This is a genomic window from Acinetobacter sp. WCHAc010034 (assembly GCF_001696615.3).
In the GTDB taxonomy this organism is placed as follows: Bacteria; Pseudomonadota; Gammaproteobacteria; order Pseudomonadales; family Moraxellaceae; genus Acinetobacter.
The window spans coordinates 628,295-641,328 of record NZ_CP032279.1 but is presented as its reverse complement, the minus strand read 5'-3'; the positions used below and the strand labels follow the sequence as shown (position 1 = coordinate 641,328).

Below are 13,034 nucleotides of genomic sequence, written 5' to 3'. Positions count from 1 at the left end.
TTAATTCCTATTCGCTACAGGCATTTTTAGCATAAAAAAATGCCTAAATAAAGTACTATCCTAATTGAACCAGCCAAAGGATTCAATTTATTTAGCCCGATGCCGCGGTATTTTCCAGCGCCTGTTTTGTCAGGCATCCGGCAATTTTTAATCCTGCCTAAACTGTAAAAAAGCTGCAGAGTAAAAAACTGCGGCGCAGATCGGCTTTGAATTTAAAAATGCCAACTGCATGCGCTGGCTTAGGCTGCACTTTTAAAGTCCGATGAATAAAACCGGCGTTCAGATTAAGAAAAGCTGGCCTGAATCTGAGAAGTGCAGAATCAGGCCAGATTTTATTGCCATCAAGCGGATTTTGCGTAAATATTGGCCTGAATCCAGATATTGCCGCGGATGAACTGGCCAATTTCAAAGTTCTTGTACTGCGCATTTTTAGTCGCAATGCGGATCAGGATGGCCGGCTGATTTTCTTCATGGATCAGCGTGACGTCATACAGGGTGTATTCATGCTCCATGAACTGCATGGAGGATTTGCCGACAATATTGCCCTGGAACCAGGCTTCATCTTCCTGCCCCATATTTTCGCCGTATAAATACGCCACCATCTTAGAGAAATCGACCGTAACAGGTTCTTTGTCATCGTCAGATTTTGGCTGCCAAGCCTCAATCTGCTCCTGCAGGTTAGCCGGCGCAACGCCATTGTTGGCGGCTAAAATATCGTTCAGCGCGCGGTGATGCTTGATGGATGCGGGATCATCCACCACCAGCTGCTCATGCTCCGCCACCGCTTCCAGCTCATAGGCCCAGCCGTTCAGCTGCACCAGATAATCCTGGCCTTTTTCATACTGGTCATGATTGACGCTGTACAGGCTGTCAAAGGCGTAGACTGTAGTGTTGTCGCCCAGATTCAGGCACAGCACCGCCTGAATATTGGATTTGCAGGCAATAATCCGGTCAATGCTGGCTTTAATTTTATACGGGCTGTCAAAGCAGGGGAATGCGGTTTTCACTGCTTTAGGCTTGTTATTCTCAACCTCAATCACTTGGGAAAGCTGCACAGGCGCTTTGCTTGGGCCTTGAATCAGCCAGGTGCCTGCGTCCATATCGCATTCCGCCGCGCATAGGCCCATCGGCATGACCGGCGCATCCAGCGCTTGACCTAACCATCGCGGAACTTCAGAGCCCGGCTGCTCTGTCAGCAAATTCCAGTGTTCAATGTGGCTGCCGAAGTTCTGATCTTCAATGGTGATAATTTCAGGTCTGTTTTGATTTTTCATATGCACGATTGATGTTGGGTGGTGTTTGTATATTAAATCGAGGGTTATTTTGAATTTTCAAGTCTGTGCGGAGAAATATATCGCTGCAGGCCGGAAAACAGCGCTCAAAGCCGCGTATTTCCCAGCCTATAAGTAATGCTGATCAGTTAAGCGTAATTTCATTATTGCTGATTGATAAATCTCCCCTAACCCCTCTTTGAAAAAGAGGGGAACACTCTTGAATTCAATAGCATATTGAATTTCAAAACGCTCCCTCCTTTGAAAAAGGAGGGTTGGGGAGGATTAAAAATGCTTAACTGACTGGCATTAAGCCTATAAGGCCAGTTTTCAGCGCTGCTGGACGCGGTTAATTTCTCATTTTCTGAGAAAGCATTACAGAAAAGCATTTAATGTCACTGAATGCCGCCGCGCAGTTTTGCTAAGATAAGGGTTCTATTCTTTGCACTGGATGCCATTGTGCTGCCATTCAAACTTTGGGTCGATGCCGACGCATTGCCTAAAATTTTACGGGAAGTGATTCTACGGGCTTCTGACCGCTATCAGCTGGAAGTTACTTTTGTCGCCAACCAGAACGTGGGCATTGCGCCGTCTGTGCGGATCAATTCAATTCAGGTGATGCATGGGGCGGACGCCGCCGATCAGGAAATTATTGCGCGCATGAAAGAACATGACATTGTCATGACGCAGGACATTCCGCTGGCTGCCCAGGTGATCGAAAAAGGCGGCATTGCCATTCATCCGCGCGGTGAAGTGTATACCGTGGCCAATGTTAAGGCGCGCCTGCATCTGCGTGACTTTATGGACAGCCTGCGCGGCGCTGGCGTGCAGACCGGCGGGCCGCCTCCAATTTCTGAGCGCGACAAGCGCGAGTTTTCCAGCAGCTTGGATCAGACTATTCAGAAGCAAAAGCGCAAAACTGCGCAGTAGGGCCGCGGATTATGCCGTCTAAGCTGAATTTAATCTCGACTTATGCCTTGCTGGTGTTTATCTGGGCCACAACGCCGCTGGCGATTGTCTGGAGTGTGACAGACCTGCACAGTCTGTGGGCATTGGCTTTGCGCTTTTTCATCGCCTTGCCTTTAGCGGTTATCCTGCTGCTGATTGTGCGCGCAAAATTCCCGGTGAATGCGCAATCGCTGCACAGCTATGTGGCGGGCGCTTTCAGCTTTATCGGCTCGCAAATTTTCACCTATTTGGCGACGGCATATCTCAGTTCAGGCATTATTGCCCTGATGTTTGGCCTTGCGCCGATCATTACCGGGCTGATCGGCTATTTTGCCTTTAAGATCCGCTTGCACCGCATGCAGTGGCTGGGCATGCTGATAGCAGTCAGCGGGCTGGGCATCATCTGCCTCGGCGGCAGCCAGCAGCATGTGCAGCCGCAGGGCATTGCGCTGATGCTGCTGAGCGTATTCATTTACTGCGCGTCAATTTTCTGGGTCAAGAAAGTCAATGCGCCGCTGCAGCCGATGGCGCAGGCTACGGGTTCAATTATTGTTTCAGCGCTGTTCGCGGCCTGCATGCTGCCGTTCATCTGGCCTTATGCGCCTGTGGAAATGCCGGGGGCGAAATCACTGATCGGGCTGGGCTATGCGGTGGTGATGGCGTCATTAGTGGCCATGTTCTGTTATTTCAAGCTGGTGAAGAATATTAAAGCCGCGACTTTGTCTTTAACCACGGTGCTGACGCCGATGATTGCGATGGCGGTGGGCGCGCTGCTGAATGACGAAAAAGTGACCATGCTTGTGGTTGCGGGCGCAGCCGTGCTACTGTCCGGCCTATTCGTGTATTTTTATCAGGATATTAAGGCGAGCCGCGCGCTCGCCCATAAAGTCAAGGCTGAACAGTGATCAGTCTTTATGCTGCGCGGATGCGACGCATTCGGCCAGCTTGACGCGGTCCTGCGGATGCAGGGTAATGAAATAGGCGCCGGTGCGGTACTGGCTGTTTTCCTCTTCGCGGCTGTAAACTACCTGCGCCGTGGCTGCGATATGGAAGAAATTTTCCGGATGGCTTAAAGTCACATGCACGTAGCTGCCTTCCTTGATCGGGCGCTCGCTGAAAAAGCTTAAGCCGGTTTCTGAAAAGTTCACATGTTCCGGAATCGGCAGCATGCTTTGCACAATGGCATCGTACAGTGAACCGGTAATCAGGTTTAATTTTTGGTTAAATAAGGATAATATCCGGGCAATTTGTTGATCTTTCTCAGCTAATTGTTCTAATTCGTAGTTAAGCGCATGATCAAATTGATCTAATTCTGCAAGTAGTAGAAAATAGCGCGGCAAGACGAAATTAGGATCGTAAGGATCATTCAGCGCAACATCATCAGAAATAATCTGATAATTGATTCGCAAGGCAGCATCGATGCGTGACATGACGCGGCGTTCCGTGTTTCCGCTTTGATGCTGTAAATTTTCCATAATTATTACCTCGGACTAGATGGTTATGTTTAAACCAATCTCGCTGTATATAGGGTTGAGATACACTCGCGCACGGCGCAGTAACCACTTTATTTCTTTTATTGCTCTGGTTTCGATGATCGGTCTTACCCTGGGTGTAGCTGTACTCATTACAGTATTATCCGTCATGAATGGTTTTGACCGCGAATTGAAAAACCGCGTCTTGGGAATGATACCTCAAGCCACTGTTTCTTCAACACAAATCTTAACAAATTGGCCGGAACTTGCAAAGAAGATTGAGCAGCACCCGCATGTGCAGGGCGTTGCGCCCTTTACCCAGCTGCAGGGCATGCTGACCGCGCAAGGCCAGGTTTCTGGGGTAATGGTCACGGGTATTGAACCGAAGTATGAAAAAAAGGTTTCGATTATTCAAGACCATATGGTTGAAGGCAGCATCGACAACCTGAAAAAAGGCGAGTTCGGCATTGTACTGGGCAAGCAGATGACAGACGCTTTGGGCCTGGGCCTGAACGACAGCATTACCCTGGTTTTGCCTGAAGCGACGCCGTCGCCTGCAGGGGTGGTGCCGCGCTTCAAGCGCTTTAAAATTGTCGGAATTTTCAGCATTGGTGCAGAAGTTGACTCAATGATGGGCTATATCGCCCTGAATGACGCATCGACGCTGCTGCGCCTGCCGGATGGCGCGCAAGGCATCCGCATGAAGCTGGATGATATTTTCGCCGCCCCGCAAGTGTCGCAGGAAATTGTCCGCGATTTGCCGGCAAACTTCTATGCTTCTGACTGGACTTATACGCACGGCAACCTGTTCAGCGCCATTCAGATGGAAAAGGCCATGGTCAGCCTGCTGCTGTTCTTAATTGTTTTAGTGGCGGCCTTTAATATTGTGTCTTCATTGGTGATGGTGGTGACGGATAAAAAATCCGACATTGCGATTTTGCGCACCTTGGGCGCATCGCCGGCGACAATTACTAAAATCTTTATGGTGCAGGGCACGGTGATTGGCGTGATCGGCACAGTATCCGGCGCGGTTCTCGGGGTTATCGCTGCTTCCGGCATCAGCGGCTTTGTGGGCTGGCTGAACACCAGCCTGGGCCTGAATATGTTTGATGCCTATTTCATCAACTATCTGCCGTCCTATCTGCGCTGGCAGGATGTTGCCGTGATTGTGTCGCTGTCTTTGGCGCTCAGTTTCCTTGCAACAATTTACCCGGCATTCCGCGCAGCGAAAATCCAGCCGGCGGAGGCATTGCGCTATGAGTAATTTAATTTTAGACGCGCAGAACATTACCAAATCCTTTACTGAAGGCAAATCTTCAGTAGATGTGATCCGCGGCCTGTCGCTGCAGGTCAAAGCCGGCGAGTTTGTTTCTATTGTCGGTTCCAGCGGTTCCGGCAAAAGCACCCTGCTGCATGTGCTGGGCGGCCTGGACCGCCCGACTTCCGGGCAGGTCTTCATTAACGGCCAGCGCTTTGACACGCTGGGCGAGGCGGAGCGCGGCTATATCCGCAACGAGCATTTGGGCTTTGTCTATCAGTTCCATCATCTGCTGCCGGAATTTACTGCGCTGGAAAATGTGGCGATGCCACTGATGCTGCGCAAAGGCGCAAACTACAAAGATGTGCAGAAGCAGGCGGAATATTTGCTGGAGCGCGTTGGCCTGTCGCACCGCTTAACCCACAAGCCGGGCGAGCTGTCCGGCGGTGAGCGCCAGCGTGTGGCTCTGGCCCGCGCATTGGTGGCTAAGCCTAAACTGATGATGGCCGATGAGCCGACAGGCAACTTGGACCGTAAAACCGCGGTGAAAATTTTTGAGCTGCTGACAGAGCTGCGCAAAGAATTCAATATGGCCATGCTGATTGTGACCCATGATGAATATCTGGCGCAGTCGGCGGATGCGGTGCTGCATATGCAGGACGGCCTTTGGGTTGAAAAAGCCTAATTCATTTGAATTTTCCGCTATAGATTGAAGCCCGCCCCGGCGGGCTTTATTATTGCGCGCAATAAAGCTCACAAAGAATAAAAATAATGCTGCAGTGGTTTTGCCTCGGCTGGATTTTAGGCGTCGCCTGCATGGGAAAAATGTGGCTGGACTGGCATGCCGGCGCATGGGCAGCGCTCTGCGCAGCTGGCATTTGCCTGGCCGCTGAAAAAATCCTGCAGCCTTACCTGCAGCGCGCCCCCATTTTCATTCAAATCATTACGATCAGCCTGAGTGTATTGCTCGGCGCGGGCATGGGTTTTGGCTATGCCAACGGCCGCCTGGATCAGCGCTTAGCGCATACGGTGCATGAACCTGCGCAGCGGGAACTGATTGTGTATATTCAGCGTTTGAATGAACTGGGTGAAAATGGCATTCAGCAGAAAATGACTGTGCTGAATCATCCGGCAGGCGGCCAGCAGGACGCGGATTTGCAGTATTTGGCCTATCTGCCCAAAGCCAAAGCGGCCGCTGAGCAGCAGAATTTAGCGTTGGGCCGCTATTACCGGCTGCAGGGCGAATTGAAGCCTGCGCACAGCTATGCCACGGCCGGCGCGTTTGATCAGGAAAAATGGCATCTGCAGCAGAATATTGCCTCGGGTTTCCGCGTTCAGCGCATTGAGCCGCTTACTGTACAGCAGCTTTATGCCATAGGATATGGCCAGCAGTTGAAGCAGCATCAGCGCCTGATGCCGCAGCTGGCGCTTAAGGTTGAACAGCAGCGCCTGAATTTCAGGGAATTCATCCAGCATCAGCCTTTAAAGCACCAAGGGCTGCTGCTTGCCTTATTAACTGGAGATGAAAGCCTGCTGAGCAGGGAGACCAAGGCGCAGTTTCAGCGTTTCGGCATCAGCCATCTGCTGGCGATTTCCGGCCCGCATGTGCTGGTCTTCGCCATGATACTGTGCTGGCTGCTGCAGCGCATGATTGCACGGTGTCGGCCGCAGCTGTATTTGGCCATGCCTAGGCAGCATGTGCTGATTTTTCCGTTTCTCAGCTGCGCCGCGGTTTACTGCGCCTTTGCCGGTTTTGAAATTCCAGCGCTGCGCACGCTGCTGATGTGCGCTTTGGGCAGCCTGCTTCTGCTGATGCAGCAGCGGCTTCAGCCTTTGAAGCTATTAATCTACAGCGCATCTCTTCTGCTGCTGATCGACCCTTTCAGCATCTTATCAGCGGCGTTTTGGCTGTCCTACGGCGCCTGCTTTATCCTGCTGCGCATTTACCAGACTTTGCAGCAGCAAAAGCATCAGCTTAGCCGGGAGAGCGGCTGGAAGCGGAGGGCATTGATCTCGCTCAAGCTGCTGGCTGAATCGCAGTGGAAGATTTTTCTGGCTTTATTTCCCTTAATGGCGCTGTTCTTTAAGCAGGTTTCCTGGATCACGCCATTCAGCAATATTGCGGCCATTCCGTGGCTGGGGCTGATTGCAGTGCCTTTGGATTTAACCGCCGCGCTGAGCTATTACGTTTCTGAAGCTTTATCTGCGCTGTTATTTCAGCTGAATGACCTGTGCCTGTCGCTGCTGCTGGCTTTTCTGGACTTGCTGGATCGGCTGTTTGCGCCTGAACTGCAGCCTGTTGCCATGAATGCCTATATGCTTGCAGCGCTGGCGCTGAGCCTGCTGATCCTGTTTCTGCCGCGGGGGCTGGCGCCTAAAGGCTGGGCTATTTTAGGCGTTTTGGCCCTGCTGCTGCAAGGCAGCATGCCTTATCCCTTTGAGCTGACTGTGCTGGATGTCGGGCAGGGGCAGGCGGTCTTTATCCGCGAGCAGCAGCGCAGCCTGATGGTGGATATGGGCGGAAATTATGATGAGGAAAAATTCAGTGTCGGCCGGCAGATTATTCAGCCGTTTTTATCGGTAAATGCGGTCAGTGAGCTGGATCAGCTGGTCTTGACGCATTTAGATCAGGACCACAGCGGCGGCTATTTTTCCATACAGCATCAATTGTCCATCCGGGAGCTGTATTCCAGCGAAAAAGTCAATGCGCCGGCGCCGTCGCAGTTTGATTACTGCCGCCAGGGGCAGCGCTGGCAATGGAGCAAAAGCGTCAGCATTGAAGTGCTTTCGCCCAAGCCCACCCAGCTCAGAACGGCTTCATCCAATAAAAATGAAAGCTCCTGCGTGCTGTATGTGCAGGTGCAGGATGCCTATCCTTACCGGAGCTTTCTGCTGATGGGGGATGCAGGCTGGCCAACCGAATTTCAGCTGCTGCAGGATTATCCTAATTTAAAGGCCGATGTTCTGGTGCTGGGGCATCACGGCAGCCGGCACAGTTCGGCCTATGCTTTTTTAAAGGTGCTGCAGCCCAAGCTGGCGGTTGCTTCGGCCGGAAAATTTAACCGCTACGGCCATCCCAGCGCTTTAACGCAGGCGCGCTTGGCGCAGCTGCATATTCCGCTGCTGAGCACGCCGCAGCAGGGCAGCATTCAGTTTCAGCAGCAGGGCCATCAAATGCGCTTGCGCTATGCGCGCGACGGCTGGAAATGGCTGAGGAGAAATCAGCCGGCGGATTCAGGGCGGGCCATTTCAGATTGAGCAGTTTGCGCCGGAGCAGCCTGTGCTGCAGCGGTTTTTTCACGGATGGATTGCGCTAATTTGACTGCTTCATCCATTTTTATATGGTAAATGGCGTCTGTTTCCGGGCTGGCCTTAAAGCGCTTATAGCTCCAATGGTAATGTTCCGGATATTTGCGGATCAGCTGTTCCAAGGCTTCAAAAATCACTCTGGAGCCGTCATTGGCGGAGCCTTGGTAAATGGCGTCATCCATCGGCTCGATATGCATGTCAAAGCCGTCGTGCTCATTGCGCATGGCGTAAAGAAACAGCGCTTTGGCTTTGGTTTTCTGAATCAGTTTGGCGCTTAAATTGCTGGTGGCTAAAGGCAGGCCAAAATACGGAATCATTTCCCCGCCGGCATTCGGCGTATGGTCAGGCAGAATCACCGTGGTGCCGCCCTGTTTCAGCGCTTTAAAAATCTGCCGCACGCCGGACTCATCGGTAGGCACCAGCTGCGCCTGTTCGCGGCTGCGGGCATTGCGCACAAAAGCATCGGCTGCCGGGTTTTTGACCGGCTTATACATAATGGTCATTTGGGTATGCTGCGCAAACCAGCTGTTCATGATTTCCCATGTGCCGAAGTGCGGGACAATCAGCACCAGCCCTTTATTTTCAGCCAGGGCGTCATGAAAATGCTGTTCGCCGTAAATTTGATGAATGCGCGACAGGTTTTTCTGATTGCTTGCGCCCCAAATGCTGAAAAACTCAAAATAAGATATCAATTCATTGCGGATGGCCAGCCGGGTAATCCGTTCCCGCTCAGCATCGCTCAGCTCAGGCAGGGCAATTCTCAGATTCAGGCGGACAGCTTCAGAGGTTTTTGAAATTTTTAAGGCATTCGCAAGACCGGCAAGGCTCCGCGCAATAAAACGAGAAAATTGAATCGGCTGGCGGCTGATAAACTTCAATAGACGGTACGTTGTATTCTGCGGGATCTGTTCAGTCATCGTGTTATTGTCAATTCGTAATAAAAAGGAAATGATGAATTAATTATAGGATAAAATAGATTGTTTAGACAGTTCCAGCAGTTTCGGTGTATATAATGGAAGACATTTTCACTGTTTGTTGGATTTTTTATGTCCGATTGGCCACCCAAACCTCAAAACGAAACTCAAAATACATCACAAAATCCACAGCAGCCCACCGGCAATGAGTGGAAGCTGCTGGAAAAGGCCGTATTGGCTTCTGTTGAAGAGCAGCGCCGCGCCCGGCGCTGGGGAATCTTTTTTAAATTTTTAACTTTCTCCTACCTGCTTTTTATTTTAGTTGCGCTGGGCAAAAGCTGCAGCACGGCGGCGACAGGTGATGCCGGCGCTGCCGGATCGCATATTGCCGTGGTTGATATTATCGGCACCATTGCTGCCGATAAGCAAAGCGTCAACAGTACAGACACCATCCGCTCGCTGAAAAAAGCCTTTGAAAACAAGCAAAGCCAAGCTGTGGTGCTGAACATCAACTCGCCGGGCGGTTCGCCTGTGCAGTCCGATGAAATCTGGCAGGAAATCCAGTATCTGAAAAAGATGCATGCCGGCAAAAAACTGTATGCGGTGATTGGCGATACCGGCGCATCCGGCGCGTATTACATTGCTTCGGCTGCGGATGAAATTATTGTCAATCCGTCCAGTCTGGTTGGTTCGATTGGCGTAATTATGCCGAATTACGGCGTGAATGGCCTGCTGCAGAAATTGGGCGTGGAAGACCGCACCATGACTTCCGGCGCCAATAAGGCGCTGCTGTCCATGACTCAGCCGGTTGATCCGGCGCAGAAAGCCCATGTGCAGGCGGTGCTGGACAATGTGCATGAGCACTTTATCAATGCGGTGAAGCAAGGTCGCGGCAAGAAGCTGAAATCCAATGATCCGGCAATTTTCTCCGGCTTATTCTGGACTGGCGATCAGGCGGTCAAGCTGGGCATTGCAGACCGCATCGGCAGCCTGAATACCCTGAAGCGCGAGCTGAAGACTGAAAAAGCGATCAACTACACCATTGAATACAGCCCGTTTGACTCGGTGCTGGACCGCATGGGTGCTTCAGTCGGACAGGGCTTTGCTGCTTCGCTGTCGCAGCAGATTCAGTCTGAGAATAATGCGAAACTGCAATGAAGCCATTGATTCATTTTGCGCACGCCAATGGCGTGCCTTCTAAAGTCTATCAAAAGCTGTTTGCGCTGCTGCAGGATGATTTTGACATCATTTATGTGCCGCTGCTCGGGCCGGATAAGCGCTATCCGATTGATAACCATTGGCAAAGCCTGACGCAGCAGGTGATAGACAGCATTGTGCGCCAGGCCAAAGGGCGCAAAGTGATTGGCCTCGGCCATTCGCTGGGTTCGGTGCTGAGCTTTCAGGCCGCGCTGAAGCGCCCTGAGCTGTTTTCACAGGTGATTATGCTGGACCCGCCTTTGATTATGGGCAAAGACGCGCTGGCTTTGCATTTTGCGAAAACCCTGAAGCTGAAAGCCGTAGATGCCATGTCGCCGGCAGCCTTGTCATTGCGCCGCCGGGATCATTGGGAAAGCCGCGAGCAGGCTGCCGAACTGCTGCGCCCTAAAGGCTTTTATCAGCGCTTCGATCCGGACTGCTTTCAGGCCTATATTGACCATGCCCTGACCGAAGATAAGGCCCGCGGCGGCGTAGAGCTGACCATTCCTAAAATGGATGAAGTGAAGATCTTCAGAACCAATCCGTCTTTATGGTGGCTGCCGCAGCCGAAGCCTCAAGTGCCTGTAAATTTGGTAATTGCAGAGCTGGGGCCGTTCATTGGCCGGGGTTTTCCTCAGCTGGCGGAAAAGAAATTCGGCATTCCCTATACGGTTGTGCCCGGCGGGCATATGTTCCCGCTGGAGCATCCGCAGGAAACCGCAGCGCTGATTAAGCAGTTGATTCAGCACTAATGCATCAGGCCTTGTTGTGAGCAATAAAAAAAACGCATCCGGGGATGCGTTTTTTTTATATCTGACTTTTTAGATTTCTTTAGAGCTTGCAGAATTGAACCGGTGCCTGCAGAGGCTGCCCGCGGTAATCAACGCCGCGCGCTGTGTGCTGAATTGCGCCGGTGCAGATCCATTCCACCACTTGCGGATAAATCACATGCTCCAGCACATGCACGCGGTTTGCCAGCGTTTCCGCATTGTCATGCGGATTGACTTTCAGCACGCCTTGAGCAAGCGCCTGGCCGGCATCCAGTTCCGCCGTGACATAATGCACGGTGCAGCCATGCAGGGTGTCGCCGGTATTCAGCACGCGCTGATGGGTATGCATGCCTTTATAGCAAGGCAGCAGGGAAGGGTGGATATTGACCATTTTCCCTTCCCATGCTTTGACAAACTTGGCGCTTAAAATGCGCATAAAGCCGGCCAAAACCACCAAATCAACGTCCCAGTCCAGCAGCTGCTGATGCATGGCGTCATCAAAGGCTTCGCGGTTCGGATACTGCTTATGCTCAATCAAGGCGGTTTGAATGCCGGCTTTTTGAGCGCGCTCTAAAGCGTAAGCTTCAGGCTTATTGGAAATCACGCCTGCAATCTGGCCTGACAGATTGGCATCAATCAGGGCCTGCAGGTTGCTTCCGCTGCCGGAAACCAGTACAGCAATTTTGATCATGCGGAAGGCTTATGCAAAGATTACGCGGATTTTTTCGTCTGCGCCTTCAACAGATTCAGCGTTGTCAGCAATATGGCCCATCGCCCATGCTTTTTCGCCTAAGCTGTTCAGAAGCTCAACTGTTTTGCCTGCATCAGCAGCGTCAACGGCAATCACCATGCCTACGCCGCAGTTGAATGTGCGGTACATTTCAAACTGCTCAACACCGCCTTCGCGCTGCAGCAGCTTGAACAGTTCAGGCCATTCCCAAGAAGATTCATTGACAACTGCCTGCGCGCCGTTCGGCAGTACGCGCGGCAGGTTGCCCGGCAAGCCACCGCCAGTAATGTGCGCCATTGCATGCACATCAACTTCTTTGCAAAGCTGCAGCAGCGACTTTACATAGATGCGCGTCGGCTCCATTGCCACATCGGCAAGCGGGCGGCCGTCAACAATCTGATTGAGGTCAACGTTTTTCACGTCTAAAATTTTACGAAGCAAAGAGTAGCCGTTTGAATGCGCGCCTGAAGAGGCTACGCCAATCAAAACGTCGCCCGCTTTAACTTTGGAGCCGTCAATAATTTTGCTTTGCTCAACCACGCCTACGCAGAAGCCTGCAAGGTCATAGTCTTCGCCTTCATACATGCCCGGCATTTCAGCAGTTTCACCGCCAACCAGTGCGCAGCCTGCAAGCTCACAGCCTTTACCTATACCGGTGACGACATTGGCAGCAACATCAACGTTCAAGTGGCCGGTCGCATAATAGTCAAGGAAGAACAGCGGTTCTGCGCCGCAGACCAGCAGGTCGTTTACGCACATTGCAACCAGGTCTTGGCCAATGGTGTCATGGCGGTTCAAATTCAATGCTAGGCGCAGTTTTGTACCTACACCGTCAGTGCCGGATACCAGAACAGGCTCTTCATAACCTTTAGGAATTTTGCAAAGGGCGCCGAAGCCGCCTAGTCCGCCCATGACTTCAGGGCGCGCAGTGCGCTTAGCGACAGATTTGATGCGATCGACTAAGGCGTCGCCCGCTTCAATATCGACACCTGCATCTTTATAGCTTAAACCAGTGTTTGGGGTAGAGGTTGAGTTGCTCATAATGAAGTCTCCGCATTCGCGGGGGCGATTATACCTGAATATACGAAACACTTATGTTATTTATGCGCTAAAATGCTATCTTTACTGAAATATTTTTCTCTCTATAACGATTACACTGAAAAAA

At 51.7% G+C, this 13,034-nt stretch carries 12 protein-coding genes; 7 read left to right on the top strand and 5 right to left on the bottom strand.

All coding sequences use genetic code 11. The annotated features are described in order from the left end of the window. Positions 1–341: 341 nt before the first annotated feature. Positions 342–1,274 carry a hypothetical protein gene (locus tag BEN74_RS04470; protein WP_068913188.1) on the bottom strand — a complete coding sequence of 311 codons (933 nt, stop codon included), beginning with the start codon at positions 1,272–1,274 and terminating at the stop codon, positions 342–344. 399 nt (positions 1,275–1,673) lie between these two features. On the opposite strand from BEN74_RS04470, the gene BEN74_RS04465 reads away from it, so the two are divergent. Continuing rightward, complete coding sequence (locus BEN74_RS04465) at positions 1,674–2,201, top strand: YaiI/YqxD family protein (RefSeq protein ID WP_162898134.1); 528 nt, start codon at positions 1,674–1,676, stop codon at positions 2,199–2,201. An 11-nt stretch (positions 2,202–2,212) separates the two neighbouring features. Next, positions 2,213–3,124: a DMT family transporter gene (locus BEN74_RS04460; protein WP_068913186.1), complete on the top strand. Its 912-nt coding sequence runs from the start codon at positions 2,213–2,215 to the stop codon at positions 3,122–3,124. Here BEN74_RS04460 and BEN74_RS04455 read toward each other — a convergent pair whose 3' ends face one another. Beyond that, a complete protein-coding gene (locus BEN74_RS04455) occupies positions 3,125–3,694 on the bottom strand; it encodes a PilZ domain-containing protein (RefSeq protein ID WP_068913184.1) in 570 nt (189 codons plus the stop codon). Positions 3,695–3,719: 25 nt separating this feature from the next. Between BEN74_RS04455 and BEN74_RS04450 the strand changes: the two genes are divergently transcribed. The 3 genes from BEN74_RS04450 to BEN74_RS04440 all read left to right on the top strand — a co-directional run bounded on the left by BEN74_RS04450 (position 3,720) and on the right by BEN74_RS04440 (position 8,207). After that, positions 3,720–4,955 (top strand): lipoprotein-releasing ABC transporter permease subunit, encoded by a 1,236-nt coding sequence (locus tag BEN74_RS04450; RefSeq protein WP_068913300.1) that lies wholly within the window; start codon positions 3,720–3,722, stop codon positions 4,953–4,955. After that, positions 4,948–5,634, top strand: a complete 687-nt coding sequence (lolD, locus tag BEN74_RS04445; protein WP_068913181.1) for a lipoprotein-releasing ABC transporter ATP-binding protein LolD — start codon at positions 4,948–4,950, stop codon at positions 5,632–5,634. Before BEN74_RS04450 ends, lolD begins: the two co-directional genes overlap by 8 nt. 86 nt (positions 5,635–5,720) lie before the next feature. Further along, positions 5,721–8,207, top strand: a complete 2,487-nt coding sequence (locus BEN74_RS04440) for a DNA internalization-related competence protein ComEC/Rec2 (protein WP_068913179.1) — start codon at positions 5,721–5,723, stop codon at positions 8,205–8,207. On the opposite strand, the gene BEN74_RS04435 is transcribed toward BEN74_RS04440, so the two are convergent. Further along, complete coding sequence (locus tag BEN74_RS04435) at positions 8,171–9,175, bottom strand: lysophospholipid acyltransferase family protein (RefSeq protein ID WP_068913177.1); 1,005 nt, start codon at positions 9,173–9,175, stop codon at positions 8,171–8,173. The genes BEN74_RS04440 and BEN74_RS04435 overlap by 37 nt on opposite strands. A gap of 129 nt (positions 9,176–9,304) precedes the next feature. Here BEN74_RS04435 and sppA point away from each other — a divergent pair, with 129 nt between their 5' ends. Both sppA and BEN74_RS04425 read left to right on the top strand, forming a co-directional pair. After that, on the top strand, positions 9,305–10,330 hold the full coding sequence (gene sppA, locus BEN74_RS04430) for a signal peptide peptidase SppA (RefSeq protein WP_068913175.1): 1,026 nt from the start codon (positions 9,305–9,307) through the stop codon (positions 10,328–10,330). After that, positions 10,327–11,121 carry an alpha/beta fold hydrolase gene (locus BEN74_RS04425; protein WP_068913172.1) on the top strand — a complete coding sequence of 265 codons (795 nt, stop codon included), beginning with the start codon at positions 10,327–10,329 and terminating at the stop codon, positions 11,119–11,121. Before sppA ends, BEN74_RS04425 begins: the two co-directional genes overlap by 4 nt. A 79-nt stretch (positions 11,122–11,200) precedes the next feature. Here the strand turns inward: BEN74_RS04425 and purN are convergent, their stop codons facing one another. Then, entirely contained in the window at positions 11,201–11,830 is a 630-nt protein-coding gene (purN, locus tag BEN74_RS04420; RefSeq protein ID WP_068913170.1) for a phosphoribosylglycinamide formyltransferase, read from the bottom strand. A 9-nt stretch (positions 11,831–11,839) separates the two neighbouring features. Further along, a complete protein-coding gene (purM, locus tag BEN74_RS04415; protein WP_068913168.1) occupies positions 11,840–12,910 on the bottom strand; it encodes a phosphoribosylformylglycinamidine cyclo-ligase in 1,071 nt (356 codons plus the stop codon). Positions 12,911–13,034 lie beyond the last annotated feature (124 nt).